Source organism: Actinomyces oris, assembly GCF_001937445.1.
Lineage (GTDB): Bacteria > Actinomycetota > Actinomycetes > Actinomycetales > Actinomycetaceae > Actinomyces > Actinomyces acetigenes.
On record NZ_MSKS01000009.1, the window covers coordinates 151,262 to 178,142 of the forward strand.

Genomic DNA, 26,881 nt, shown 5'->3' on the forward strand with positions numbered 1-26,881 from the left:
ACTCCATGGTCATCACGGCGCTCCCGGATGACCAGCCCTTTCGACCGGCCTGTGGATAACTCGGGCTCCGGTGCCGGTTGTGGTCACGTAGACTGCGCCCGTGCTGCGTGAGGACATGGGGCTCGGTTCCCGGCTCATCCCCTTCCGTGAGGGCTGGCAGCGGCAGAGGGTTCTCCATAGCGAGGTCGTGGAGGGACGGCGGCCCTCCACGCTCCTGCTCGTGGAGCACGAGTCGGTCTACACCGTCGGCAGACGGGCCCACTCCTGGGAGCGGCCCAGCGCCGACGTCGTCGAGCCGGGTCACGTACCGGTGGTCGACGTGGACCGTGGCGGCAAGACCACCTGGCACGGGCCGGGCCAGCTGACCGTCTACCCGATCCTGCGCCTGACCCAGCCGATTGACGTCATCCGTTACGTGCGGGCGCTGGAAGCCGCGGTCATCGAGCTGTGCGGCCTCTACGGCCTGGAGACGGTCCGCGTCGAGGGGCGCTCCGGGGTCTGGCTGCCGGCCGATCCTGAGACTGTGGGGAGGGCCGGCCGCCTCCCGCGCCCGGAGCGCAAGATCTGCGCCCTGGGCGTGAGGGTCGCCCGTGGCGTGACCATGCATGGGATCGGCCTGAACGTCGACCCCGACCTGGAGGCCTTCTCCTTGGATCGCATCATTCCCTGCGGGATCGACGACGCCGGGGTGACCTCACTGGCAGCGGAGACCGGCCGGCACCTGGCGACCGGCGCCCCCGCAGAGGCTCTGGTCTGCGCCCTGGAGAACCACCTGGCCCCCTTGGTGGCGGATGCCACGTGACAACATGCCCCACTCCTAGGTCGGAGGTCCTATAAACCCCGGGCGAGTACTAGACTCCCGATGGAACCGTCGTCGGCGAGGAGAGGTAGACGTGAGCACCACCGTGGCCCCTGAGGGACGTAAGCTCCTGCGGGTCGAGGCGCGCAACGCCCAGACACCCATTGAGTCCAAGCCCGACTGGCTGCGCACCCGCGCCGTCGTCTCCGACACCTACCAGGAGGTCCGCGGTCTGGTGAGGGAGAAGAGCCTGCACACGGTGTGTGCCGAGGCGAACTGCCCCAACATCTACGAGTGCTGGAACGACCGTGAGGCCACCTTCCTGGTGGGCGGCGAGATGTGCACCCGGCGCTGCGACTTCTGCGACATCGCCACCGGGCGTCCCACCGAGTACGACGTCGACGAGCCCAGGCGCGTGGCGATCTCGATCACGGAGATGGATCTGCGCTACGCCACCGTGACCGGGGTGGCCCGCGACGACCGCCCCGACGGCGGCGCCTGGCTCTACGCCGAGACCGCCCGCCAGGTGCACGAGCTCTCACCGGGCACCGGGGTCGAGCTGCTCATCCCCGACTTCAAGGGAAACCCCGACGCGCTTGAGGACGTCTTCTCCTCGCGCCCCGAGGTTCTGGGCCACAACCTGGAGACAGTCCCGCGCATATTCAAGCGAATCCGTCCGGCCTTCTCCTACCAGGGCAGCCTCGACGTCATCACGGCCGCCGCGGAGGCGGGACTGGTGACCAAGTCCAACCTTATCCTGGGCATGGGCGAGACCCGAGACGAGATCGAGGCGGCCATGGCCGCGCTGGTGGAGGCGCGCTGCGACATCCTCACCATCACCCAGTACCTGCGCCCCTCCAAGCTGCACCACCCCGTTGACCGCTGGGTCAAGCCCCAGGAGTTCGTGGACCTCAGCCAACTGGCCGAGGAGATCGGGTTCGCCGCTGTCATGAGCGGCCCCATGGTGCGTTCCTCCTACCGCGCCGGCATGCTGTGGGGACGGGCCATGGTCAAGCGCGGCCGGCCCATTCCCGAGCACCTCTCGCAGCTCGCCGAGCCGGCCACCGCTCGCCAGGAGGCCTCGGCCCTGCTGGGAGCCCATCCCCACCTCGCCGCCGCCTGCTGACGACTCGACACGAGTCACGAGTCCCAGGCAGCCGGCCGGATTCCCGGCGTGCGCCGGCCACGCTGACGGCGAGACCGTGTGTGCCGGCACACCGCCGTCGTCTATGGTGTGCCCGTGAGCAGTGCCCAGTCCCCCCAGCCGAAGAAGAAGCGCCGGCTGGCTCAGTACCTTCAGAACATCAAGGACTCCTACACGGTCTCGCGGCGAAGCTATCCGTGGATCGGGTGGGCGATGCTGGCGGTACTCGCCACGTGCCTCGCCCTGGGGGCCGCGATCGCCCTTGGCTACGGCCTGCACCTGTGGTACTGGCTGGTTTTAGGCCTCATGCTCGCGTTTGCGATCAACATGGGACTCCTGACGTTCCTGGTGCGCCGCGCCTCCTACAGCCAGCTCGAAGGTCGACCGGGGGCCGCCAAGGTCGTCCTCGATCAGTTCAGTCGGGGCTGGTACGTCGAGTCCGAGCCTGTGGCCTTCACCAAGGATCAGGACCTCGTGTGGAGGCTGGTGGGACGCCCCGGGGTCGTTCTCGTCGCCGAGGGTCCGAGCACCCGCACCCGCCGCATGCTGGCCGAGGAGGAGCGCAAGGTCCATCGGCTGCTGTCCACCGTCCCCATCCACACCCTTCAGGTGGGCACCGACGCCGGGCAGGTGCGTCTGACCGACCTGTCCAAGACGCTGCGTCAGCTCCCGACCAAGCCCACATCACTGACTGACAGCGAGATCACGCAGGTCTCCAAGCGCCTGACGTCGATGGCGGGCAAGAACCTGCCGATTCCCAAGCACATTGACCCCAATCGGGTCCGCCCCGACCGCCGCGCCATGCGCGGTCGCTGAGTCACTTCCCCAGGCCACCTCCGTCTCCCATCACTCAGTGCTCAACGGGCTCGAGGAGCTCGGCGACGAAGGGGCGAAACACTCAAGCAACACTGACGCCATTCCTTTGTCACGGTAGCGTCAATATAGTGGCCATAGTGGCCGTTGTCAGCCGCAGTGCATACGCGTGGAGTATGTGCGCCGTTCCCACTTGGAGGAGATATGTTCAAGGACGCATCCGAGGCACTGACGTTCATCGAGAAGGAGAATGTCGCGCTGGTCGATGTGCGGTTCTGCGACCTACCCGGCGTCATGCAGCACTTCACTATTCCGGTGGCCGCCTTCAAGGATGAGGCACTCACTGACGGCCTCATGTTTGACGGCTCATCAATCCGGGGCTTCACCGCGATCCACGAGTCGGACATGAAGCTGGTTCCCGATGTGACCACCGCCTTCCTGGACCCGTTCCGCGAGGAGAAGACCCTGGTCGTCAACTTCTCGATCGTCGACCCCTTCACGGACGAGGTCTACTCCCGCGACCCCCGCTCGATCGCAGCCAAGGCCGAGGACTACCTGCGCTCCACCGGAATCGCTGACACCTGCTACATCGGCGCCGAGGCCGAGTTCTACCTCTTCGACTCGGTGCGCTACGAGTCCTCACCGGCCGAGTCCTTCTACGCCATCGACTCCTGCGAGGCGGCCTGGAACACCGGCCGTGAGGAGGAGGGCGGCAACAAGGGGTACAAGACCGCTTTCAAGGGCGGCTACTTCCCCGTCTCACCCAATGATCAGATGTCCGATATCCGTGATCGCATGGTCCGCACCTGCCTCGGCTCCGGACTGGAGATCGAACGGGCCCATCACGAGGTCGGCACTGCCGGCCAGCAGGAGATCAACTACCGCTTCAACTCTCTGCTCGCCGCGGGCGATGACATGATGAAGTTCAAGTACATCATCAAGAATGAGGCCTGGCGCAACGGCAAGACGGCCACCTTCATGCCCAAGCCGATCCTCGGCGACAACGGCTCGGGCATGCACACCCACCACTCGCTGTGGAAGGACGGCAAGCCACTGTTCTTCGACGAGCGGGGCTATGGTCAGCTCTCCGACCTCGCCCGCTGGTACATCGGCGGAATCCTGGCTCACGCCCCGGCGCTGTTGGCCTTCACCAACCCGTCAGTGAACTCCTTCCACCGCCTGGTCCCCGGCTTCGAGGCGCCGGTCAACCTGGTCTACTCGGCCCGCAACCGCTCGGCCTGCATCCGCATCCCGGTCACCGGCTCCTCCCCCAAGGCCAAGCGGGTGGAGTACCGGGTGCCGGACCCCTCCTCCAACCCCTACCTGTGCTTCGCCGCGGTCCTCATGGCGGGAATCGACGGAATCCGCAACCGCATCGAGCCCCGTGAGCCCATCGACAAAGACCTCTACGAGCTCGCCCCCGAGGAGTACTTCGACATCGACAAGCTCCCCGACAGCCTGGACCAGGCCCTGGAGGCGCTGGAGGACGACCACGACTTCCTCACCGAGGGGGACGTCTTCACCCCGGATCTCATCGAGACCTGGATCGAGTACAAGCGCACCAATGAGATCGAGCCGCTGCGGCTGCGCCCTCACCCCTACGAGTTCCAGCTCTACTACGACCTGTGAGCCGCTGACCCAGCTCAGACGGCGGCCCTGAGCCTCCTACGCACGAGGCTCAGGGCCGCCGTCGTGCTGAACGCCACCCTCCCGGCTTGCATATCTATACTGTATTGCGGATATTCTTTCTCCGTCTTGATCCATGCCGAAGAGGAGATCCCACGATGAGGATCCGCCAACACGCCGCCCTCGGGCTGGCAGCCACAGCCTGCCTGGTCCTCAGCGCGTGTACTAACGCCGCTGACTGGAACGCTAACCGGAGCTCGCAGATCCACTCCTTCGACACCTCGTCGATCCAGGCGCAGCCCGACATCATCGCCAAGCTCCCCCAAGGTGCCCTTGAGGACGGTGTCCTCGACGTGGCCGCCTCCACGGACTACGCACCGGCCGAGTTCCTCGACCCCTCAGGCAAGGCCGTGGGCTACGACGTTGACCTGACCAACGCGATCGCCGCCGTCCTGGGCGTCAAGGGCACGGTGCACACCGCCGAGTTCGACTCCATCATCGCTTCGGTCGGCTCCAAGTACGACGCCGGTATCTCCTCCTTCACGGTCACCCCCGAACGGATCGGGGAGGTCAACATGACCGCATACATCAACGTGGGCTCGCGATTCAACGTCCAGGCAGGCAACCCCAAGGGCGTCGAGACCTCCGACCACCTCAAGCTGTGCGGTCGGACCATCGGCGTCCAGGTGGGAACCGCCCAGGAGACCACCATGCGCGACGCCGCCGAGAAGTGCGCCCAGGCGGGCAAGCCGGTGCTGTCGGTGCGTTCCTACTCCAAGCAGTCCGAGGCCACCACCGGCCTGGTGGGCGGCACCATCGACGCCACCTACTCGGACTCCACCGTGGCCGGCTACGCCGTCGAGCTGACCGACGGCCAGATCGTCACCCTCGGTGACATCGAGGACGCCGCCCCCCAGGGGGTGGTGACCGCCAAGGCCGATCCGCAGTTCACCGCCGCGATCCAAGCCGCCGTCCAGTACCTCATGGACCGGGGCATCTGGCAGAAGATCCTGGACAACTGGGGCGTGAAGGACGCCGCCCTGACCACCGCAGAACTCAATCCCGCAGTGAAGGAGTGAGCCGTGAGCGCCTCACCCGCCTCTGAGGACGACAAGGTCGTCCTCAACAACCCCAAGCCCGTCCCCCGCCCGGGGACGTGGATCAGTGCCGCGATCGTCACGGTCCTGGGGGCCATGCTCATCCACGGGCTGGTCACCAATGAGAAGTTCCACTGGTCCACGGTCTGGTTCTTCCTGCGTGAGGTCCACGTGGTCAAGGCCGTCGGCTGGACGCTGCTGCTGACCTTCATGGCGATGGCCATCGGTATCGTGCTGGCGGTCACCACGGCGATCCTGCGCCAGTCCTCCAACCCGGTCCTGCGCTGGGTGGCGCTGGCCTACCTGTGGTTCTTCCGCGGTACCCCGATCTACACCCAGCTGGTCTTCTGGGGGGCGCTGTCCGCGCTCTACCAGAAGCTGAGTCTGGGAGTCCCCTTCGGCCCCGAGCTGCTGACCTTCAAGACGACGACGGTCTTCACCCCCTTCGTCGCGGCGGTCCTGGGGCTGGGCATCAACGAGGGCGCCTATCTCTCCGAGATCGTCCGCTCGGGCCTGAACTCGGTGGACAAGGGCCAGAGCGAGGCCGCCGGGGCCCTGGGCATGAGCAGGGGCCAGATCCTGCGCAGGATCGTCCTGCCGCAGGCGATGAGGGTCATCGTCCCGCCCACCGGCAACGAGACGATCTCCATGCTCAAGACGACCTCCTTGGTGCTGGCGGTCCCCTTCGCCCTGGATCTGACCTTCGTCACCAACTCCTACGCGTCGCTGACCTACCAGATCATTCCGCTGCTCCTGGTCGCGGCCATCTGGTACATCATCATCACCTCGATCCTCATGGTGGGACAGCACTACATCGAGCGCTACTACGGCAAGGGCTTCGACCCTGACAAGTCCTCCGCCTCCTCGGGCCGGGGCCTGTCGGCCCGCCAGCAGGCCATCCTCGATGCGCACACCACCAAGGACAGTCCTTTCCTGGAGGTCACCCCATGAGCACATCCGCCCACACCGCGGCCGGGACGCCCAAGGTCGAGATCAGCGACCTGCACAAGTTCTTCGGTGAGCTGCACGTGCTGCGGGGCATCGACCTGATCGTCCCACCCGGCTCGGTGACGGTCCTCATCGGCCCGTCGGGCTCGGGCAAGTCGACGCTGCTGCGCTGTATCAATGAGCTGGAGTCCATCGACGCCGGCCGGGTCAAGGTCGACGGCGAGCTCATCGGGATGCGTGAGGTCGAGCGCGGTGGCCGCACCGAGCTGCACGCGCTGTCGGACAAGGCCCGTGCTGCTCAGCGTGCCAAGATCGGCATGGTCTTCCAGCGTTTCAACCTCTTCCCCCACATGACGGCTCTGCAGAACGTCATGGAGGCACCGGTCCTGGTCAAGAAGATTCCGAAGGCCAAGGCCCGCGAGCGCGGCGTCGAGCTGCTGGAGCGGGTGGGGCTGGGGGATCGCCTCGACCACTACCCCTCCCAGCTCTCCGGTGGTCAGCAGCAGCGGGTGGCGATCGCCCGGGCTCTGGCGATGGACCCTGAGCTCATGCTCTTCGACGAGCCGACCTCGGCCCTGGACCCCGAGCTGGTCGGTGAGGTGCTGCAGGTGATGAAGGACCTCGCCGCCTCCGGCATGACGATGGTCGTGGTCACCCACGAGATGGGCTTCGCCCGGGAGGTCGGCGACCAGCTGGTCTTCATGGACGGTGGCGTCATCTGCGAGTCCGGTGACCCCGTCAAGGTCCTGGACGACCCGCAGGCCGAGCGCACCCGGGCCTTCCTCTCCTCGGTCCTGTAGCGCGGGCCGGTCAGGAGGCGGCTCGGTCCCAGGCCCCGTCATCCCAGGAGGTCAGGCTCCACCCGGTACCGGGATCGCCGTCGACGACGGTGATCCCGGTGTTGTGCATGGGGTGGTCGGCGACCCACAGCGGGTCCACGCCGCCTCCGGCGGCAGCCCTCAGGGAGGTCCACAGGCGCAGCGCGGTGCCGTGGGAGACGAGCAGGGCCGCTGAGTCTCCCGCCCGGGCGGCCTGCTCGCAGATACGGCCGACGGCCTTGTCGAAGCGTTGAAGCGTGTCGTGCCCGTCCTCCGGGGATCCGGGAATGCGGCAGGCGGGGCGCCCCGCCATCCAGGCCCGGGTGGTGTCCACGTAGCAGGCCACCGAGCGCGCGTCAGTGTTCATCTCCAGGTCGGCGGCCAACACCTCACGCAGTCCCGAGTCGACGGTGGCGCTCAGGCCGGTGGCGGCCTCGATGGGGGCGATGGTCTGCCTGGCGCGCAGGATCGGGGAGACCCACAGCGACCCCAGCCCGTGGAGGAGGCCGGCCTTGTCCAAACGGTCCGGCAATCCGTCGGCCTGCTCCAGCCCTACCTCATCCAGGGGATTTCCGGGGAAGGCGGTGTCGAGTGCCTGCATGACATTGGCCTCGGTGCAACCGTGGCGTACGAGAATGAGCCTCACGGCGGCAAGTCTGCCAGGTTCTCAGTTGCGGGGACCCAGGGCGACAGTGCGATCCTCATCGCCTACAGGCCCGTGTCCGGTGCGATCCGCGCCCGGTCAGCTCCAGGGGTAGGGCCCCTCCGGCCGCCTTCTGGTGGCACGGGGGCGGCCGGCCCGCCTGGAGCCCTTGGAGCTGGCGCTCTTGGAGGCTGCCGCCCCAGTACCCCGACGGGACTGCGCGCGAGCGGTCCGGGCCGGGCCTGATGAACCCGGCGGCGGTGACTCCGAGCTGTGCGGCTGAGCCTGCGAGGCGGTGCTCGACGGCGTCGATGCGGTGGAGCCCTGGGCATCGGCGTCGGCGTCGGCGTCGGCGAAGACGATGCGCTCGGCCACTGCGCGCGCGTGGCGGGCGCTGCGACGGTAGAGGTCCTCAAGCTCTCGCTCCCTGCCCGCACCCAGGCCAATGAGGCGCCCCACCAGGCGGATCTCCCGGATCTGGATGGGGAGGACCTGAGAGCGCGGCCCCGAGGTGCGCCCGGTTCCCAGGACGATCGCTGAGCGCAGGCGGCTGGCCAGGATCCAGGCCGCGACCAGCTCTCCCCCGCCGTCCGCGCTCAGCACCCCGGCCTGGACCGCGGCCTGGAGGGCAGCGACGGTCGAGGTGGTTCGCAGCTGGGGTATCCGACCGGCGTGAGCGAGCTGGAGCACCTGGGCGCTCCATTCCACGTCACTGAGCCCACCGGGGCCGAGCTTGAGGTGGCGGGCCGGGTCAATGCCCCGGGGCAGGCGCTCGGCCTCCACCCGGGCCTTGATCCTGCGGATCTCCCGCAGGTCCTGGGGCGCCAGACCCTCCTGCGCCCAGCGCAGCGGGTTGATGAGCTCCTCGAAACGCCGGCCCAGGTCACGGTCCCCGGCGCAGAAGCGGGCGCGCAGCAGCGCCTGGCGCTCCCACAGGGCGGACCAGCGGCCGTAGTACTCGCGGTAGGCGTCCAGTGAACGGCTCATGACGCCGTTGCGGCCCTCGGGCCGCAGGTCGCAGTCCACTTCAAGGGGGTGCGGGAGCGCTGAGGCCAGAAGCCCCATGACCTGCTTGGCGACGGCCTCGGCCTCCTGGGCGGCGGCCTCCTCCCCCGCCCCGTCGCGGGCCTGGTGGACGAAGAGGACATCTGCGTCTGAGGCGTACCCGATCTCGCGACCTCCCAGGCGTCCCATGGCGATGATGGTGTGGCGGGCGCGGGCGGCCTGCCAGCACCCGCCTGCGTCGGGCCCCGCGGAGACTGCCTCCACCCCGTCGCGCTGGGCGATGACCAGCCCGGTGGCCACGGTCAATGCCCCGGCCAGGACCGCGTCGGTGGCGTCGGAGAGGATGGAGGCGGTGCGTTCGGGGTCGATGCCGTCCAGGCAGTCCGCCAGTGAGGCGCGCACCTCCTCGCGGGCGCGCACTCTCAGGATCGCCTGGACCGCCTCGAGCGCCTGCTCGGTAAGGGCCGTGTCATCGGGTCCGGTGAGACTGCGACGGCGCAGGACGGCGGCGACCTCCTCCGCCAGCGCGCCGGATCGGCGGGGGGCGAGCTCGTCGTCGTCGTCGAGCCAGGCGATGGACTCGGGGAACTCCGCGAGGCGCTCGGTGGCCCAGTGGGCGCTGGAGAGGACCTGGCACAGCCGGCGTGCCGCCACCGGCGAGTCCCGCAACATGGCCAGGTACCAGTGCGAGCCCCCGATGGCCTCAGACAGCCTCCGGAAGGAGAGCAGACCGAAATCAGGGTCGGCTCCCTCACCGATCCAGCCGATGATGACCGGCAGCAGCTGGCGCTGGATCGCGGCGCGACGGCTGACTCCCTCGGTGAGGGCCTGGATGTGACGCAGGGCCCCGTCGGGGTCCGTGTAGCCGACGGCGATGAGGCGCTCGCGCGCCGCCTGAGGGCTCAGGGCCATCTCGTCGGCGCTGAGGGCGGCCGCGAAGGCCAGCAGGGGACGGTAGTAGATCTCCTGGTGGAGGGCCCGTACCCGCCGGCGCAGGTCTTTGAAGTCCTCCCACAGGCTGTCTCCGTGGCCCAGGCAGTTGCTGATGCCCCGCTCGATGCGGCGCAGGTCCTCCTCCTTGTCGGGAAGGTTGTGGGTGCGGCGTAGCCGGAAGAGCTGGCTGCGATGCTCCAGCAGTCGCAGGGCCTTGTAGCAGCCGCTCAAGGCCGCGGCGTCGGTGCGACTGACGTATCCGCCCGCGCTGAGAGCGTCGAGGGCCTCCAGGGTGCCGCGTACGCGCAGGCTCTCGTCGGAGCGACCGTGGACGAGCTGGAGGAGCTGGACGGTGAACTCGACGTCTCGCAGGCCCCCGGGCCCGAGCTTGATGCGCCGGTCCGCTCCGCCGCGCGGCACGGACTCCTTCTCCACCCGGCGCCGCATGGCACGGGCGTCCTCCACGAAGTGCTCCCGTCGGCTGGCCTCCCACACGTAGGGCGCCACGCCCTGCTCGTAGCGGGCGCCGAGCTCAGCGTGGCCGGCACAGGCCCTGGCCTTGAGCAGGGCCTGGAACTCCCAGGAGGCGGCCCACCTGCGGTAGTAGGCCAGGTGGGAGTCAAGAGTGCGCACGAGCGCGCCGTCCTTGCCCTCGGGGCGCAGCGCCGTGTCCAGTGGCCACAGAGGCGGCTCGGGCGCCGTGGCGGAGACGACGTGGGCGAGCTCAGTAGCCAGGTGCGTGCCGACCTCCACGAGGTACTCCTCGCTGATCGGCTCGTGAGCGCCCTGCGGCTCGTGGGCGGGGCCGACGACGTAGACGACGTCGACGTCCGAGATGTAGTTGAGCTCGCGGGCCCCGGTCTTTCCCATGGCGATCACGGCGAGGGCCACCTCATCGGCCTGCGGTCCGACGGCGGCGCGGGCGATGAGCAGGGCCGCGTCCAGGGCGGCATCGGCGAGGTCGGTCATGCGGCGACAGACGGTGGGGACGTGCTCGATCGGGTCGGCGCTGGTGAGGTCATCGGCGACGATTGCCGTGAGCCGGTCCCGGTAGGCGCGCCGCAGCGCCGCGGTCGCCCGGCTGACAGCGCAGTCTCCCGGGTGAGGGGGTCTCTTATCGCTGTCTGTGGGGGCGGCCTGCGCAGGGGCGGTCTGCCCCAGCGCGTCGTGGACCACTCGTTGCAGCACCTCGCCGGGACCGGCCTCCTCCGGGGAGCTCCACGCCCTGCGCATCCCGAGCGCCGTGAGGCGCTCGGGATGCGCCACGAGGAAGTCGCCCAGGGCCTGCGAGGCGCCCAGGACCGCGAGCAGGCGGCGCCTGTGCTCACGCGGCCCCGCGGCCGGATCGTTCATGATGCTGCGTAGAAGTGTTGCCGGCGTCGTCGTGCACCCGGGCTCGACACCGTCTGCCGACGCCAGGTCACCCGACTCGGCTGCGGACGCGGCCTCGGCGAGTCGGACGAGGCTGAGCAGAGCCATGTCGGGATCGGCGGTGAGCGCCAGGGAGTCGATGAGCTCCTCACGCGCCGGTCCGAGTCGCACGTCAGCGGGCCGGCCGCCTAGCCGCCTGGAGTGGTCCGCTGAGGTGCGCCCGCCGGGGTCACCCGCCTCTTCGGCGTCGTCGTCCTGAGCGTCTTCCGGCAGGAAGGGCAGCAGCGCCGGGTCACCCAGGAGCTCCCCGGCACGGGCGGCATTGTGGAACCCGGCCCGCAGCAGCAGGGTCCTGGGCGAGGAGCTGTGCCGGGAGGGGGAACCGATCGGTGTCCGCTTCTCGCTGCGGTCTCTCACAGCTGTCTCCTGCTGCGCTCAGGCACGAGGGAAGAACTGGCCGATCTCGAAGTCGGTGACCTGGGCGTCGTAGGCCCGGTACTCGCGGCGCTTGTTGCGCAGGAAGAACTCGAAGGTGTCCTCACCGAAGGTGTCCGCCACCAGGTCGGAGCGCTCCATGGCGGCCACCGCGCTCTTGAGCGAGGTGGGCAGGGCGTGGATGCCCAGCGCCCTGCGCTCCATCTCCGACAGGGCCCAGACATCGTCCTCGGCCTCCGGGGGAAGCTCGTAGCCCTCCTCGATGCCCTTGAGACCCGCGGCCAGAATGACCGCATAGGCCAGGTAGGGGTTGGCCGAGGAGTCGATACCGCGGAACTCCACCCGCGTCGACTGGGCCTTGCCGGGCTTGTGCATGGGGACGCGCACCAGGGCGGAGCGGTTGTCGTGGCCCCAGCACACGTAGCTGGGGGCCTCGTCCCCTCCCCACAGGCGCTTGTAGGAGTTGACGTGCTGGTTGGTGACGGCCGTGATCTCCGAGGCGTGGTGCAGCAGACCGGCGATGAAGGAGCGACCGGTGGCGGAGAGCTGGTACTGGCCGGCGGGGTCGAAGAAGGCGTTGCGGTCACCCTCGAACAGGGAGAAGTGCGTGTGCATGCCCGAGCCGAACTGGTCGGGGAAGGGCTTGGGCATGAAGGTCGCCAGGCAGCCCTCCTTGAGGGCCACCTCCTCCACGACGGCACGGAAGGTCATGATGTTGTCCGCCATGGACAGGGCATCAGCGAAGCGCAGGTCGATCTCGTTCTGGCCCGGGCCGCCCTCGTGGTGGGAGAACTGCACCGAGATCCCCATCTGCTCGAGCATGAGGATGGCTTGGCGGCGGAAGTCGTGGGCGGTACCCCCGGGCACGTGGTCGAAGTAACCGGCGTCGTCAGTGGGGCGGATGCGCCCGTCGGCGTCACAGTTGACCAGGTAGAACTCGATCTCCGGGTGGATGTAGCAGGTGAATCCGGCCTCGGCGACCCTGGCGAGCTGACGCTCGAGCACGGAGCGCGGGTCGGTGCGGGCCGGCTCGCCGTCGGGCGTGAGAACGTCGCAGAACATGCGGGCCACGCCGTTGTCCCCGTCCCGCCACGGCAGCATCTGGAAGGTGGAGGGGTCAGGGGCCAGAAGCATGTCGGACTCGAAGACGCGCGTCAGGCCCTCGATGGCCGATCCGTCGAAGCCGATGCCCTCCTCGAAGGCGCTCTCGACCTCGGCCGGCGCGATGGCCACGGACTTGAGCTGTCCGGAGACGTCAGTGAACCACAGGCGGATGAAGCTGATGTCGCGTTCCTCGATGGCGCGGAGCACGTACTCCTGCTGCTTGTCCAATGGGGCCTCCTCAGCATGGTGGCGCGCTAGCCCGCCGACGACGTGGCCGGTGGTCCTGCGCCCGAGACGTTCTGCCGGGTCCAGCCTAGTGCGCGGGTGCGTCAGACAGGTTTCGCAGAACACCCTCGGCGAAGGACGTCAGTGGTCCGTCCGAGGCGCTGGCGCGCTGCAACACCTCAGGTAGCCTCATGCCATGGCTACACCCGAGTCCCCTTACGGTACGTCCGCCCCCGTCGTCGCAGGCGGCAAGCCCGTGCGCGTTCATCACCTGGCGGCCGCCAAGAAGGACGGCACCAAGCTGGTCATGCTCACCGCCTACGACGCCGTGACCGCCCAGATCCTGGATGCGGCGGGAACCGACCTGCTGCTGGTGGGCGACTCCATCGGCAATGTCATGCTGGGGCACGACTCCACGCTGCCGGTGGAGCTCGATGAGATGGTGGTGGCCACCCGCTCGGTGGCCAGGGCGACCAAGCGTGCCCTGGTCGTGGCCGACCTCCCCTTCGGCACGTACGAGGCCGGTCCGGAGCAGGCACTGGCCAGCGCGGTGCGCCTCATGAAGGCGGGGGCCAACGCCGTCAAGCTCGAGGGCGGCAGCCCCCGGGCAGCCAGTGTGAGGGTACTGACCCAGGCCGGTATCCCGGTGGTGGGGCACCTGGGGTTCACCCCGCAGAGCGTCAACATGCTCGGCGGCTTCCGGGTTCAGGGTCGCGGCGAGGCCGCTGACGTGCTGCTGGCCGACGCGCAGGCGCTGGCTGAGGCGGGGGCGATCGCCCTCGTCCTGGAGATGGTGCCCGAGCCCCTGGCCGCCCGCGTCACCGAGTCGCTCACGATCCCCACGATCGGTATCGGCGCGGGCGCGCGCTGCGACGGGCAGGTCCTGGTCTGGACGGACATGGCCGGGATGACGGACTGGTCACCGCGCTTCGCCCACCAGTTCGGGCAGATCGGCGAGGCCCTGCGGCAGGCGGCCGTCGACTACGGCGCCGCGGTGCGCGAGGAGTCCTTCCCCTCAGAGAAGCACTGGTTCAGCTCCTGACGGTTCTGGCAGTGATAAGACCCACAGCGTCATGGTGGAGGCCCTGAGCCGCTGGCTGGGTGGAAGGTCACGCGAACCGGATGCCTCCTTCTATGCTTACGACCATGAGTTCTTCGGCTTCTTCCTCCTCGCCGGCCGATCGCGCACCGCGCGGCACACTGACTCCCGGGACACTCAGCCCTGAGCGTCATGTGCCGGCGTCTATCGCACGCCCCGAGTACATGTTCCATGACGGCCCCGAGCGGGTGACGGCCTCGGAGATCAAGGACGCCGAGACGATCGAGCGGATCAGGGTCGCGGGACGGCTGGCCGCCCGCGCCCTGGCCGAGGCCGCCAAGGCGATCGCCCCGGGGGTGAGCACCGACGAGCTGGACCGGATCGCCCACGAGTACCTGTGCGACCACGGCGCCTACCCCTCATGCCTGGGCTACATGGGTTTCCCCAAGTCGATCTGCACCTCGATCAACGAGGTCATCTGCCACGGCATCCCGGACTCGACCCGCTTGAATGAGGGAGACCTCATCAATCTGGACGTCACCGCCTACATCGGTGGGGTCCACGGCGACACGAACGCCACCTACGCCGTCGGCGAGGTCGATCGTGAGACGGAGCTGCTCATCGAACGCACCCGCACCGCGATGGAACGGGGCATCAAGGCCGTCAAGCCGGGGCGCGAGGTCAACGTCATCGGCCGCGTCATCGAGGCCTACGCCAAGCGCTTCAACTACGGGGTGGTGCGCGACTACACCGGACACGGCGTCGGCGAGGCCTTTCACTCAGGGCTCATCATCCCCCACTACGACGCCGCTCCCCTCCATGACGAGATCATCGAGACAGGGATGGTGTTCACCATCGAGCCGATGCTCACACTCGGCGGCATCGAGTGGGAGCAGTGGGACGACGGCTGGACGGTGGTCACCAAGGACCGTTCTCGTACCGCACAGTTCGAGCACACGCTCGTGGTGACCGATGAGGGTGCCGAGGTGCTCACCCTGCCTTGAGGCAGCGGGTATTGCTACCCATCCACATCCGGGACGATCGAGCGCCGTCACGTTGCCTCACGATAAGGTGACGACGTAAGGTCCTTCGGTAGCGGACATCTCTATTCTGCACAGGAAGCCCATGCGGGTTTCTCCCCGTTCATTTCCTCACGGAGGTTCTCATGGCTTTGCGCTTCAATCCACCGCCGAACTGGCCCGCGCCACCCGAGGGCTTCGAACCGCCTGCAGGCTGGCAGCCCGACCCTGCCTGGGGGCCGGCTCCTGAGGGCTGGCAGATCTGGGTCGACGACTCCGCCGCCTCCAGCGCCTCCGCGGCTTCGGCCGCAGGTGCCGCCGCCGAGGCCGACCCGGCATGGGCTCCAACCCAGGCGGTGTCGACCGCCCCGACAGCCTCGTTGAGCACTGCCTCACCAGTTGCCGACCCGACAGGCATGTCGGCCTCCGCCCCCTCCGGGGACTATGCCGGCGCTCCCGCAACTGCGGGTGGCAGCCCTTACGCGGCCAACATGGACTACGCCCAGTCGCCCACGCCCTTCCAGCCCCAGGGGGCGGCAGGAGGCATGCAGCCTCCCACCGGCGGGTGGCAGCCCAACGCCGCCGCCCCGGCCGGCCCCGGCAACGGCTCCAAGCCGTTGACCCAGCAGTGGTGGTTCTGGACCGGTATTGCTGCAGTCGTCGTAGTCGCCTTGGTCATCGGTGGCATCTTCATGTTCAAGGGCGACTCCAGCGATTCCGACACCAAGGCGGACAGCACGTCAAGCTCGGAGCCAACTCACCAGAAGAAGTCCGACCCCGACTCCAAGAAGAAGACTAGCGACCCTGACGAGACTGACAGCCCGGCTCCGAAGAAGACCACCAAGACCAGCAGCCCGAACAACAACGGCCCCGGGTCGAGTGAGAAGGACCCCATCGACCCGAAGGCCGGGGCGATCACGCTGAATGCAGGCAAGTACGACGACGACCCTAACGCCTCAGTGGACGTGACCTTCGGGGATGTCGAGTGGAACGCCAATGAGTCCGTCAAGGCTGCCACGAGCCAGTACAGCTACAAGGAGCCCCCCGCTGGCAAGGTGTACATCCGCGTCCCCGTTGAGATCACCTACCACGGTCAAGGACAGTTCGATGAGTACGACCTGAAAATCGGATTCACCCACGACGGAAACACGGCAGAATCGGAGTATCTTGTCGGCGGGCAGTCGCTCTTCAGCCGCCAGAGCATGCCCCGCGACGGAGGCAAGGCGAAAGGCGATTTCATCTTCCTCGTTGACGAGTCCGCCGCCAACGAAAAGAAGGGCGCCTTCGCGGTGAGCGCCTTCTCTCAGGTGGACAACAAGAATGAGGTCTACGTAGCGGCGAAGTAACGCCACACCACCATCCGCCTCATACGACGTCGGGTGTGGCCCGCCAGGATCCTGGCGGGCCACACCCGTTTCAACACCTTCGATAGGGCGGACGAGCCGACCTGTACGCCGGGTTCTGTTGCCGTCCGCCGTTGCCGGCTTGGGCGGTGGCGACCATTCATCTTGGACCGCTGTTGCCAGCGGCCTCATGCGACCTACCCGCTGACTCGGGCGAGCAGCCTTCAAACGCCAGCTGTGCGGTCTTGCTCCGGGCGGGGTTTACCGAGCCGCGACGGTCACCCGCCGCGCTGGTGGGCTCTTACCCCACCCTTTCACCCTTACCCACCGGTATCCGATGGGCGGTCTACTCTCTGTGGCACTGTCCCGCGGGTCACCCCGGGTGGCCGTTAGCCACCGCCCTGCTCTGTGGAGCCCGGACGTTCCTCAGCCCGCCGCCGCGATGAAGGCGGTGGCCGGTACCGCGGCCGCCCGGTCGGCTCGTCCGCGCGGTTCAGTGTAGCGCCGTGGGGCGTCAGTGAGGGGTCTCGCCCACCGTCGGCCCCTGATCTGCTGGAAGCCGCCTATCATGTGCGGGTGCTGATCCTGCTTCCTCCCTCTGAGGGAAAGACCGCTCCTGCCAGTGGACCGTCGCTGGATCTCGACTCGCTTCTGGGCGCGGACAGACTCACTGCTGCGCGTCGCGAGGTGATGTCGGCGCTGGCTGAGGTGAGCCGGAGCGCCGAGGGAGCCTCCGTCCTGGGGCTGGGGCCGCGCAGCGCCGAGCACGTAAGAACGAACCTGGAGCTGGAGACCTCACCCTGCTCCCCCGCTCATCAGCTGTTCACCGGGGTCCTGTACGAGGCCGCCGGGCTCGACTCGATCGCCGAGGAGGCGGCTGGACGGGCTGCGCTGGAGCATCACTGCGTCGTTCTCTCGGGGCTGTGGGGCATCTTGTCCCCCACTGACCTGGTGCCCGACCACCGCCTGTCGATGAGCACGTCCCTGCCCGGACTGGGGCGCCTGCCGGCGTTCTGGAAGCCGCACCTGGCGCCGTCGCTCACCGACATGGCTGCACAGGGGCTGGTGGTTGACTGTCGGTCGGCGGACTATGCGGCCGCGTGGAATCCGTCCGCGCACGACGGCGTCGAGGTCGTGAGTGTGCGCGTGGTGCGCACCGCGGACGACGGTTCGCGCAAGGTGGTCTCCCACATGGCCAAGCACGCTCGCGGGCTGCTCACCGGGGAGCTTCTCAGGGCAGTCGCCGACGGGTCCGTGCCTGCGCACGTGCACGTGGACGACGTCGCGAGTATCGCCTGCCATCTGGAGGGTATCGACGACGTCGAGGTCTGCGAGCCGGACCGGCAGGGGCGACGGGTGCTCACCCTGGTGACTCGCTGAGGCCGGTGGCGGCCGGCGTCAGATGCGGCCGCCGTCAGATGTCCATGCGCACGATGATGACATCGTTCTCCTCGGCGTGGATGACCTCCTCGGCCGGTGCGGCCACGATGCGGGCCAGCTCCTGGGGGCTGATCTCGACGGCGCCACCCTCAACGGTTCGTCCCCTGAGGGCCACTGCGCCGAGCCCGCCGGTGGAGGTGCGCACGGCCTCATAATCCGCCAGGAGGGGTGCCTCAATGGTTCCGGCCAGGTCTGCCCGCTGGTTCTCCAGGGACTCGATCTCCTCATCGAGTCGGGCGAACTCGGCGTCGCGCTTGGCGGTGAGCTCCCGCCCGGCCGTACGGATCTCTGACTCCTCCTGGCTGAGGCGCTCCGCCTCCTGCCGGGCGGAGTCGAGCGCCTCCATGGCCACGATCTGCGCCTCCTCCAAGGCTGACTGGCGTTGGCCGAGCTGGTCGATCTCCCCTTGGATGGCGGAGAGGTCGCGGGCCGCGCTGGTTCCGGAGTGGAGGCGCTCGCGCAGCACCTCGGCGCGGCGCACCACCTGAGCGACCTCGTTCTCGCTGCGGGTGGCCTGCTTCTTGGCCTCGTCGAGGGCGGCCTCCGCCTGGATAGCTGCGCGCTTGTTGACTTTGAGGCGTTCGACGACCGACTCGATGCGGGTGAGGACCGGAAGGTGCTTGCGCTCGTGACGCAGCCGTGCCAGGCGGGAGTCGAGGTCCTGCAGGTCGATGAGAAGGCGCTGCTGGGCGATGGGGGCGCTTGTCACGGCGTGTGCTCCTTCAGGTGCGTACAAGTTGTTGCTGCGAATCCTCTCATGCCCGGTCTGGTCCGGTGGGTAGGCGCAGCGCCCACGGGTCCGTGACAATGCGGGAGACCTGGACGCACAGCGAGGCTCCGCGGGTGTGGGCGTCTTCTGTGAGCCTGCGGGCCAGGGGCTCCAGGCCGACCCACTCGGTGGCCCAGTGGGTGCCGCACAGGAGGTAGGGGCGGCCGGCTTCCAGGTGCTCGGAGGCGGGGTGGTGGCGCAGGTCGGCGGTGAGGAACACGTCGACTCCAGCCTCGCGGGCCCGTTGCAGAAGAGAGTCGCCCGCCCCACCTGAGACGGCGATGCGCTCGACGATGGCGTCCAGGTCCCCGCCCACGAGGAGGCCGGGGGCCGAGTCGGGCAGGGCTGCGGCGACATCCTCGGCGAGCCGGCGCAGGGTGACGGGCTGAGGGAGCGTGCCGATCCGTCCGATGCCCTGATCCGGGGAGGCAGGGTCAGGCTCGAGCGGCACCGTGGAGACGAGCCCGACCCGCTCGGCCAGGGCATCGGCCACTCCCCCGCGGGCGGCGTCGAGGCTGGTGTGGGCGTTGAGGAGCGCGATGCCGGCGCGGATGAGGCGGTGGATGCAACGACCCTTGGGGTCGGTGGCCGCCACGTGGTCGGTTCCGCGCAGGTAGAGGGGGTGGTGGGTGATGACCATGTCGACGCCGGCGTTGATGGCCTCGTCGACGACGGCTGCCACCGGGTCAACGGCCAGGAGGATGCTGCGCACCGGGTCAGCGGGGTCGCCGCAGATGAGCCCGTTGGAGTCCCAGGAGGCGGCCAGGCCGGGAGGCGCAGCGGCCTCCACGAGGGCGACGACGTCACCGACGGTCAGGTGGCCTTCCGACGTGCTGCGCGAGGGCTCGTGGCCGGCTTCAGGAGATGCGGGTGCAGACGTGTGACTCATGCGACCAGGCTAGCGGTAGAGCGGGCAGTTCCTGAGGCGTGAGGAGCTCGGATGCCCGCGGCGCCTGCGTGAGGGCGTGCCTGACGGAACACAGTGAGGAAAACGACCGACGCGGCCGCCATCTGGGGTAACCTACTTTCGCGCTGCTGGGCCCCTCCGGTGCCGGCAGCGTCGGCCTCCTCGACGCCGTCGATGTCGCGGCCGCGCCCCCATAGCTCAGCGGTTAGAGCAGCGAGCTTATACCTCGTATCGTGCCTGATAAGCACAAGGTCCTGGGTTCGAATCCCAGTGGGGGTACCACGATAGCCTTACCCAAACCTAGGTCATGAGTAACACGGTCTGGGTTGGTTGATGAATATATGAAGCGCTCACCACCACTGGTGAGCGCTTCGTCGTTAGAGACGGTGTTGTTGATGGGGCAGTCCATCTGGTTGCCCCAGTTTTCTGGTGGGTTGTCTTGCAACAAGGTCGCACGGTGCTGCTGTGCAACGTTGTGCATCAGGCGGCTGGTCAGGCAGGCGAAGGGCAGCCGGAGGTCGGCTGCCAGGCTGGCGTTGTTGCTTGCGTCGGCCAGTAGGCGCGGTGCTGTGGCGTGCTGCAATGGCCCGTCGCTCTCCCCTATCGGGCAGTCGCCAGCTGCTGCATCGGCCGCGTTCCTACCTCTGCCATCATTCGTTCCATCTTCCGGCAGGATGACTCGGCCGTCTTCATCCACCGCTGGGTTGACCAGCACCCGCTGGAAGAACACCTGGTTGAGCAGCTTCTTCAGGTGGGCGGGTGCTGCCGTGTAGAGGCGGTGGCAGTCTTCGAGGAGGTCAAGGGCCTGGGTGAGGCGCTGCCGCACCTCGGATATGTCGGCCTGGTAGGCGGTCAGCTGGCGCTCGATCTGGTTCAGCTCGGCCGTGAGCTGGGTCTGTTCCTCTTTGAGGAGCTCTAGGGGGACGGCTCCTTCGTAGTGGGCGTGGAGGAGGCGGCGGCGCTTGTCCTCGATGTTCGTCCGCCTGGTGGTGAGGGAGCGGATTGTCCGGTCTTTGTCGCGCTCAAGGCGGTGTAGCTCCTCCCGCACATACTGCTCCACCAGCTGGCGATCCTGGCTGCTGAGCTGGATGGTTTGGTACAGCGCGCTCATCCGCTCTTCGACGACGTCGATCAGGACGGCGCGGAAGGCGCAGTCGTGGGTTCGCTGCCGCCTGGCGCAGATGAAGTAGGGGTAGAGGTCGCCTTTGCTGTTGCGCGTGTTCTGCACCAGCAGGCGGGCACCACGCACCCCACACCGTCGTCTTGAGGTGGTGGTTGTGTTGGCGTTCCCGCTCCCCGAAGCGATGGGAGTCCAGCACGGCCTGCACCTGGCTCCAGGTCTCTTCATCCACCAAGGGCTCATGTGCCCCGGCATACTCGACGCCTTGGAAGGAGATGACGCCCTTGTAGTAGGGGTGGCGCAGCATGCGGTGCAGCTGGGCACCCGTCACTGCCTTGGCCGGCTTGCGGGCTGTCGGCACGGTCGTCAGGCCATGGCTATGGAGGTGCGCGGCGAGCCTCTTGGTCGTCCACTGCCCCGTCGTATACTCGGTAAAGGCCAGCCGGATGAGTGGTGCGCGCTCCTCATCGAGGGCGATGGTGCGGACTTCTCGGCCGTTCTCGTCTCTGGCGCGGACGTTGAGGTAACCGAGTGGTGCCTTGCCCAGCGTCCCGCCGTTTCTGGCTTTCTCGCCCATCCCCTTCATGACCTCGTTGGCCAAGTTCCGGCTGTAGAACTCAGCGATACTGCTCATGATGCCATGCAGCAGCATGCCGCCGGGCGTCTGGTCGATGTTCTCACTGGTCGACACCAACCGCACACCCGCCTCCTCAAAGGCCCGGTTAATCTCCACATCGTCCGCCCGGTTTCTTGCGAGCCGGTCCAGCTTATGGACGATGACATAGTCAATCCCACCATCTTCCTTAAGGTAGGCCAGCATCTTCTGCAGCTCAGGGCGGTTAGCGGAGCGGGCGGATCCACCGCGGTCGGCGAACTCCTTGACGACCAGCGCACCCGTCGACTGGGCTTTACGCTTGTTGGCCTCACGTTGAGCGGGGAGGGAGAAGCCCTCCTCCGACCCACCACGCTGAGCCTGCTCGCGGGTAGAGACACGGATGTACGAGACGGCCCGCTTGGGAGTGAGCTGGGCCGCCATGGCGGTAAAGGGATCGGGAGCGAGTGCGTCAGGCATAGTGCACCTCCTTGCTGGTTTCGGTGGGTTCACTGGCGTTGCCGGTTCGACCGGCCTGGTTGACCTGGCTGTCCGCACCGGTTTCGCTGGCCTGTTCACACTGTCGGCGGTCTTCCTCTCTGAGCGCATCGAGCTGTCGCATCCACACGCCCTCCTCGTCGTTCCACCAGGCTGGTGGGGTGCCGTCGCCCGGCTGCCAGGCGTTGAGGCAGACCAGATGGGTGCCAGCCTGGGCGAGCTGGTCGACGACCGCGTCTGCTTCGCTGGTGGTGAGGTTGGGGGTGGGCCAGCCTGCCGTGATGACGTACTCCACTCCACCGCGCTGGCAGGCGTCCAGTAGCATCTTCAACCCATCCTGGCGCTTGTGTCGGTCGTGGAACTCGGTGACCAGATTGAGATCGGTCGCGTCGGCATAGTCCTCCACCAGGTCACGCTGCCGGGCCAGCTCGAAGGGGTAGAGCGCCGCGCCGTAGAAGATGGCGATCGCCCCATTGCCCGCCTGGCCGTCGAGCGCGGTGGTGGGTACCGCCTCCAGTACCGCCGGGTGCTCATCTCGTGCGTTCGTTTTTATCTGTGTTGTCATCTGCATCCTCCTCTCGTATTCCTTACTCTCTATCCGTTGTTCCAGTGTTTCTCCTCTTTCTATTGACGCTCAGATGGACGGAAAAGTCCAGCCCGGTTTTACCTACCCCCGAGAAACGATCTCACTGATCCTGCACGAGCGACCATTCCGCGCTATTGCGCCATTTTCTGCCGATACTGCATCATTTTTCTGCATCACTGTTCTCTTTGCGGAGAAAAGCGCACTGAGAACGCCAGGGCGGGTGGAGTGTTTTCGCTGTGTCATGGGCCGCGCTGGATCAGGGCGGCGAGCTGCTCGGGGGCGGCAGTGATCTTGAACAGCTCCGGGGTCAGCGTCTGGTCGGCGGCGATCTGCTCAGCCAGGCGGCCGGCCCGTGCCTGGTTGGTCAGCAGCCAGACCACCTGCGGGTAGTAGCCGTGCTGGGCCTGGAAGGTGCCGCTGGCCAGGTGGGCCTGGTAGTCGTGGCACTTGGCCAGCAGCCGTGCTGGATGCTCGGTGTCCAGGTCGACCTCGAGGAGCCAGTGATCTTCTGCGCCTGTGTCTGTTGCCGTGATTGCTTCCAGATCCGGCTTGAGCCAGCCCAGTGCCCCACCGAGCCGCAGCCAGGAGCGCCAGCAGGCCGGCTCGGTACGCAGCCGGGCCAGGTGCCCACCGACGGCGTGAATGGCCTGCTCGATGACCACCCGCGCCTGCGTGATCGCCAACGTATGAGCAAGGAACAGCGCCGACGGCTCCTGAAACCGCCGCCGCGCCCCGCGTCCTTCGTCCGTCAGGCGCTGCCCCGCTGCAGTCAGGTACCAGACGTACCCTGCTGAGCCAGCCCGCGTGCCACCGATCCGCCGTGCCAGGTGAGCAACCAGCCCCAGTCCGTGCTGGCGTCGCAGCCGCCGACTGGTCTGGCGCAGCGCCGAACGAGCCGAACCATACTGCCCAGACAGCTCAGTAATCTGCGCCAGCTGGCGCGTCGTGGCATAGCGATGGGCCGCCAACAGCGCCAGCAGCTCGCGATCGGTGGTATCGAGCCGCTCGGCGATCGCCAGCAGCTGGGCGCGGCCAATCCGGGCCGGAACCTGGCGCTGAGACTTCGCTGCCTCTGTCGTCGCTGCTCCCTTCATCGTCGTTGGTGTCGTCGCGGACATTGGCAGTACCAGACCGGTGCCTGTCCCGACGCTCGCGTATTCCGATATCGCTGTGTTCATGGCGGTTTCCTCCTTCGTGATCGTCATGTGGTTGATCGAGTCGCTGCTGCGAGCCAGAGGTTGTGAGGCTGGGGCCGTTGCCAGTGGTGATGGGATGGCCAGAAGGGGCCATCAGTCGCCTCCCGTAACCGCGCCGGTGCCGCGCCACTGCGCCGATAGCCCCTGCCTGCTCGCTGCAGCGATGCGTCTGGCGATTCGTCTCCCGACGCGTCTCGGCAAGCCAGTGGTGGAGACAAGCGCAGGGGCCAGATAGGGGCGATACTTCGCAGCGAACTTCGTAGCCCCAGTGCTGGTCTGACGCGCCGCGGACACGCTCAGTCCCTCCGCCCGTCATGCTGTTCCTCCGCTCCGCTTATCTGGCCTGCGGCCGAACACCACACCAGCCGTCGAGCCAGGTACGCCGTTCGCTGGCCCGCTGTCTCCGCTCGTGGCTGCTCCCCCGCGCTCACCTGTCGCGTCGTCCGTTGCTATCTGAGCCGCGTCATCACCGGTCATCTCACCGTTCTGCCCGATTCGCGCGAGCAGGGCGGCCTCGATCTGCGCGGCGTCCTGGCCGTAGCGCGCCTGGCTGGCGGCGCGCAGTGCCAGGGCGTCCTGGGTTGGTGGGGTTGGTGGCAGGGTCGTGGCGTGGCACCAGGGGTTCTCCCGCCCGTGGTGCATGGTGCGGGCGTAGACGCCAAAGCGCGGCAGCAGCTGGAAGTCGGCCGCCTCGAGGCCAATCGCCTGACGGGCCAGCTCGGCCGCGTCCGCCGCGCTCAGGGAGAAGATGATCTTGTTGCGCGCATTGGCATCGATCCCCGCCTTGAGCGCTGGGGGCAGCTGCCCGCGGTACTGATGCGCCAGATGGAACGCCGCCCCCAGTGAGCGGGCCTGGGCCAGGGCGTCGGCCAGGCTGCCCGGCAGCGGCAGGTAGTCCTGTACCTCATCAATGAAGACACTGACCACGTGCCGCCGCGACGGCTCCACCGCTGCCCGGGCCAGGATGAGTGGCCAGAGCTGGCCCACCAGCAGCGACCCAAGCAGCCGAGCCGACTCCGCCCCCAGCACCCCCTTGTTGAGGCTGACCAGCACAATGCGCCGCCGCGTGAACACCTCCCCCAGGTCGAACGACGGTGCGGCCTGCCCCAGCGTGGCCCGCAGGTGCGGGCGGATCAGGAAAGGCTGCAGCCGCGTCAGCACCGGCCCAACCCACTGCTGTCGCTGCGCCTCACTGAGTGCCTCATAGGCCGCCCAGAACTGCCCCGTCCCCAGCGGATCCGCCCCCGAGGCCGCAATGAGCCGCTGACGGTAGGCCGCGTTGGTCAGCAAGAGGGGTAGATCGACCAGCGTCGCCCCGGGCGTGCGCGCGAGCGTCACCAGCGCACTGGTGAGCACCTGCTCCACCCGCACACCCCAGGACTCAGCAAACACCCCCTTGAACGTCGCCAGCACCGTATCCGCCACCAGCTCCGGCGACGCACCACCACCTAGCACGCCACCGCCTGACGACAACGCACCGCTGCACGCTGCCTGCGCTCGGGCCAGCGGATTGATCCCCACCGGCCGGCTACTGGTCGGGTCGATCACCACCACGTCATCGCGCCGCTGCTCAGGAATCCGCGCCAGAATGTCCGCCACCAGATCCGTCTTCGGATCAATCAGCAGCACACCCCGACCAGCATGAATATCCGCCAACGCCAGATGCGCCAAGGCGGTGGACTTACCAGCCCCCGTCGGCCCCAGCAGCACCGTGTGGTAGAGCGCATCACCAATCGAGATACCAAGGCGCTCACCAGATTGATCCGCCACCCCCGTGGCAAACGCCCGCTGCGTCTCACGCGCCTGGGGTAGCGCCAGCACCCGCGGATGAGCCGACGGCGTCGCCGGCAGCGCCCCCTCACCCACCGGCCAGCCCGCCATCGCCACAATCTCTCCGGCACCAAGCTCCAGCCCCGCCCGCCACGGCCGCCGCACCCCGTTGAGCTTGGCGGGGTGCTCCGTGCGGGCGCGCAGCCGCACCCCCGGCCCTTCCAGCAGGCGCAGCGCCCCCAGCAATCCCTGCAGCAGGACCCGCTGGCGCAGCGGCGAGGCCGCCCGCACCCCCAAGCGCAGGCACACCGCCGCCCGATGCCGCCCCACCTGCGCCCGCATCCGCCGACCCCGCTCACCACTAAGAGACGGAATCGGTACGAGGCCGAGCAGCTCCAGCCAGCCCTGCGGCTCCACCCGCCCCAGCACCTGCGGCGAAAAGCGCCGCCCCAGCTGTAGCTGAACCACCAGCTCCTCCCCCTCAGCCGTCACCGCCAGTGCCGCCAGGACAGCTCGCACCACCGCCACCAAACGCTCCGTCGCCAGTCCCGCCCCGACCGGCCGGGCCGACACCACCACCGCTTGGCTCACCGCCCGCCGCGACACTCCACGCGACACCCGGCAGCCCGGCACCAGCTCACGCACCACCCTCGCCAACCGCTCACCCACCCGCGAGCCCACCGCCCAGGTGGCCTACCCACCCGCAGCGCGCAGCTCCAGCACCACCCGACCCAGCGAACCATCCGCCAGAATGCGCTCCACCAGACCAACCGCCGCGTCCTGGGCGAGCGGCAGAGCAAAGCGCAGCTGATGCCACACCAGGGGCTGAGTGGGGCGGGCCATCACGGGGTGCCTCCCGGGGTAGAGAACGGAGCAGCATTCCCGTGAGGTGAGTGGTGAGCGCCGTCATGACGCTGGTGAGAACGCCGTCCAGCCAAGTAACCACTAGGCGATGCCAAGAAGGACTCATTCGCAGCGCAACGCCCCACCGAGGGGCCACCGCAGGCACTCTGGCCGCTATGAGCGCCAGCCCATGGAGCCGCAGCATCACCACTCGCAGCAGCCGACACATCGCTGGCACCAGGCTCGTTCCTCGCGCAGACCTCTGCACCTGAGGAAGCCGCTTCAACCGCTGCTGACTGCACAGCCTCATCCGTCGCCGACTGCGCAGCCTCGTCTGCCGCCATCTGCCGCGCCAAAGCCAACACAATCCGCGCCACCGCCCGGTGATCCATGCCGCTTCGCCGCACCGGCACCAGCCGCACCCGCCGCGACGAACCAGGGCGACCACCGCCGTAGCGGGCCATCATGAGTGCCTCCTTACGGAGCGAGGCCGCCGCCCAGTCCGTAGCCGGTCATCGCCGGCAGGCTGAGCGCAGTGGTGGCCAGTGTCGGACTTCCTCACCATTCCCGTCGGCTCTGCCACCAGCGCACTGCCAGCCAGGCGGCGGCGCTCACGGCGAGCAGCCCGACGAGCCAGGGCCAGCTGCTTTGCACGATGGCGACGATCCACCTCAGCCCCATCGCGATCAGGAGCAGGCCGACGCCGCATCGCAGCAGACTGCCGGGCAAAGAACGCCTCGAATCGCTCATCATCACCATCTCCTCGAAGACTGCGAATTGGGTACTTGTCACGCCACG

23 protein-coding genes, 1 tRNA gene and 1 other RNA gene are annotated in these 26,881 nt (G+C 68.0%); 13 read left to right on the forward strand and 12 right to left on the reverse strand.

Translation table 11 applies throughout. The annotated features are described in order from the left end of the window. The first annotated feature begins 100 nt into the window (after positions 1-100). The 7 genes from lipB to BKH20_RS03030 all read left to right on the forward strand — a co-directional run bounded on the left by lipB (position 101) and on the right by BKH20_RS03030 (position 7,227). Positions 101-802: a lipoyl(octanoyl) transferase LipB gene (gene lipB, locus BKH20_RS03000; protein WP_075389885.1), complete on the forward strand. Its 702-nt coding sequence runs from the start codon at positions 101-103 to the stop codon at positions 800-802. A 91-nt stretch (positions 803-893) separates the two neighbouring features. Further along, positions 894-1,925: a lipoyl synthase gene (locus BKH20_RS03005; protein ID WP_075389886.1), complete on the forward strand. Its 1,032-nt coding sequence runs from the start codon at positions 894-896 to the stop codon at positions 1,923-1,925. 78 nt (positions 1,926-2,003) lie between these two features. Further along, a complete protein-coding gene (locus tag BKH20_RS03010) occupies positions 2,004-2,759 on the forward strand; it encodes a DUF4191 domain-containing protein (protein ID WP_081381570.1) in 756 nt (251 codons plus the stop codon). 201 nt (positions 2,760-2,960) lie between these two features. Continuing rightward, positions 2,961-4,385 (forward strand): type I glutamate--ammonia ligase, encoded by a 1,425-nt coding sequence (gene glnA / locus BKH20_RS03015; RefSeq protein WP_075389888.1) that lies wholly within the window; start codon positions 2,961-2,963, stop codon positions 4,383-4,385. Positions 4,386-4,540: 155 nt separating this feature from the next. Further along, positions 4,541-5,461 carry an ABC transporter substrate-binding protein gene (locus BKH20_RS03020; RefSeq protein WP_070663085.1) on the forward strand — a complete coding sequence of 307 codons (921 nt, stop codon included), beginning with the start codon at positions 4,541-4,543 and terminating at the stop codon, positions 5,459-5,461. Between the two features lie 3 nt (positions 5,462-5,464). Beyond that, a complete protein-coding gene (locus BKH20_RS03025) occupies positions 5,465-6,430 on the forward strand; it encodes an amino acid ABC transporter permease (RefSeq protein ID WP_075389889.1) in 966 nt (321 codons plus the stop codon). Then, positions 6,427-7,227, forward strand: coding sequence for an amino acid ABC transporter ATP-binding protein (locus tag BKH20_RS03030; RefSeq protein ID WP_075389890.1), 801 nt, complete (start codon positions 6,427-6,429; stop codon positions 7,225-7,227). The genes BKH20_RS03025 and BKH20_RS03030 overlap by 4 nt, the downstream gene beginning before the upstream one ends. 10 nt (positions 7,228-7,237) lie before the next feature. Here the strand turns inward: BKH20_RS03030 and BKH20_RS03035 are convergent, their stop codons facing one another. The 3 genes from BKH20_RS03035 to BKH20_RS03045 all read right to left on the reverse strand — a co-directional run bounded on the left by BKH20_RS03035 (position 7,238) and on the right by BKH20_RS03045 (position 12,964). Next, positions 7,238-7,891, reverse strand: coding sequence for a histidine phosphatase family protein (locus tag BKH20_RS03035; RefSeq protein WP_075389891.1), 654 nt, complete (start codon positions 7,889-7,891; stop codon positions 7,238-7,240). A gap of 96 nt (positions 7,892-7,987) precedes the next feature. Further along, complete coding sequence (locus tag BKH20_RS03040) at positions 7,988-11,614, reverse strand: bifunctional [glutamine synthetase] adenylyltransferase/[glutamine synthetase]-adenylyl-L-tyrosine phosphorylase (RefSeq protein WP_075389892.1); 3,627 nt, start codon at positions 11,612-11,614, stop codon at positions 7,988-7,990. 18 nt (positions 11,615-11,632) lie between these two features. After that, the gene (locus tag BKH20_RS03045; RefSeq protein WP_075373074.1) at positions 11,633-12,964 is read right to left on the reverse strand and encodes a glutamine synthetase family protein; all 1,332 of its coding nucleotides are present in this window, start codon (positions 12,962-12,964) and stop codon (positions 11,633-11,635) included. Positions 12,965-13,157: 193 nt separating this feature from the next. On the opposite strand from BKH20_RS03045, the gene panB reads away from it, so the two are divergent. The 3 genes from panB (at position 13,158) to BKH20_RS03060 (ending at position 16,365) form a co-directional block, all read left to right on the forward strand. Next, positions 13,158-14,003, forward strand: a complete 846-nt coding sequence (panB, locus tag BKH20_RS03050; RefSeq protein WP_075389893.1) for a 3-methyl-2-oxobutanoate hydroxymethyltransferase — start codon at positions 13,158-13,160, stop codon at positions 14,001-14,003. Between the two features lie 104 nt (positions 14,004-14,107). Then, positions 14,108-15,004 (forward strand): type I methionyl aminopeptidase, encoded by an 897-nt coding sequence (map, locus tag BKH20_RS03055; protein ID WP_075389915.1) that lies wholly within the window; start codon positions 14,108-14,110, stop codon positions 15,002-15,004. Positions 15,005-15,165: 161 nt separating this feature from the next. Beyond that, positions 15,166-16,365 carry a hypothetical protein gene (locus BKH20_RS03060; protein WP_075389894.1) on the forward strand — a complete coding sequence of 400 codons (1,200 nt, stop codon included), beginning with the start codon at positions 15,166-15,168 and terminating at the stop codon, positions 16,363-16,365. 88 nt (positions 16,366-16,453) lie between these two features. On the opposite strand, the gene rnpB is transcribed toward BKH20_RS03060, so the two are convergent. After that, positions 16,454-16,845: RNase P RNA component class A (gene rnpB / locus BKH20_RS03065), an RNA gene on the reverse strand. Between the two features lie 87 nt (positions 16,846-16,932). Here rnpB and BKH20_RS03070 point away from each other — a divergent pair. Continuing rightward, positions 16,933-17,742: a YaaA family protein gene (locus tag BKH20_RS03070; protein WP_075389895.1), complete on the forward strand. Its 810-nt coding sequence runs from the start codon at positions 16,933-16,935 to the stop codon at positions 17,740-17,742. A gap of 34 nt (positions 17,743-17,776) precedes the next feature. On the opposite strand, the gene BKH20_RS03075 is transcribed toward BKH20_RS03070, so the two are convergent. Both BKH20_RS03075 and BKH20_RS03080 read right to left on the reverse strand, forming a co-directional pair. Then, on the reverse strand, positions 17,777-18,511 hold the full coding sequence (locus tag BKH20_RS03075; RefSeq protein WP_075389896.1) for a zinc ribbon domain-containing protein: 735 nt from the start codon (positions 18,509-18,511) through the stop codon (positions 17,777-17,779). Positions 18,512-18,557: 46 nt separating this feature from the next. Beyond that, complete coding sequence (locus BKH20_RS03080; protein WP_075389897.1) at positions 18,558-19,460, reverse strand: Nif3-like dinuclear metal center hexameric protein; 903 nt, start codon at positions 19,458-19,460, stop codon at positions 18,558-18,560. A 205-nt stretch (positions 19,461-19,665) separates the two neighbouring features. Here BKH20_RS03080 and BKH20_RS03085 point away from each other — a divergent pair. Then, positions 19,666-19,760: transfer RNA gene (locus BKH20_RS03085), tRNA-Ile, on the forward strand. Positions 19,761-20,052: 292 nt separating this feature from the next. Then, positions 20,053-20,397, forward strand: a complete 345-nt coding sequence (locus BKH20_RS14495) for a hypothetical protein (RefSeq protein ID WP_256692999.1) — start codon at positions 20,053-20,055, stop codon at positions 20,395-20,397. A 103-nt stretch (positions 20,398-20,500) separates the two neighbouring features. Here BKH20_RS14495 and BKH20_RS14500 read toward each other — a convergent pair whose 3' ends face one another. From BKH20_RS14500 to BKH20_RS03110, 6 genes are all read right to left on the reverse strand, one after another. Continuing rightward, positions 20,501-21,670, reverse strand: a complete 1,170-nt coding sequence (locus tag BKH20_RS14500) for a recombinase family protein (RefSeq protein WP_256693000.1) — start codon at positions 21,668-21,670, stop codon at positions 20,501-20,503. Further along, complete coding sequence (locus tag BKH20_RS03095) at positions 21,663-22,253, reverse strand: hypothetical protein (protein ID WP_256693001.1); 591 nt, start codon at positions 22,251-22,253, stop codon at positions 21,663-21,665. The genes BKH20_RS14500 and BKH20_RS03095 overlap by 8 nt, the downstream gene beginning before the upstream one ends. 260 nt (positions 22,254-22,513) lie before the next feature. Continuing rightward, the gene (locus BKH20_RS03100; RefSeq protein ID WP_256693002.1) at positions 22,514-23,479 is read right to left on the reverse strand and encodes a replication-relaxation family protein; all 966 of its coding nucleotides are present in this window, start codon (positions 23,477-23,479) and stop codon (positions 22,514-22,516) included. Between the two features lie 303 nt (positions 23,480-23,782). Further along, complete coding sequence (locus BKH20_RS03105) at positions 23,783-25,885, reverse strand: type IV secretory system conjugative DNA transfer family protein (protein WP_256693003.1); 2,103 nt, start codon at positions 25,883-25,885, stop codon at positions 23,783-23,785. Positions 25,886-25,933: 48 nt separating this feature from the next. Then, entirely contained in the window at positions 25,934-26,086 is a 153-nt protein-coding gene (locus BKH20_RS14505) for a hypothetical protein (protein ID WP_256693004.1), read from the reverse strand. Between the two features lie 555 nt (positions 26,087-26,641). Beyond that, positions 26,642-26,875, reverse strand: a complete 234-nt coding sequence (locus BKH20_RS03110; RefSeq protein WP_075389899.1) for a hypothetical protein — start codon at positions 26,873-26,875, stop codon at positions 26,642-26,644. Positions 26,876-26,881 lie beyond the last annotated feature (6 nt).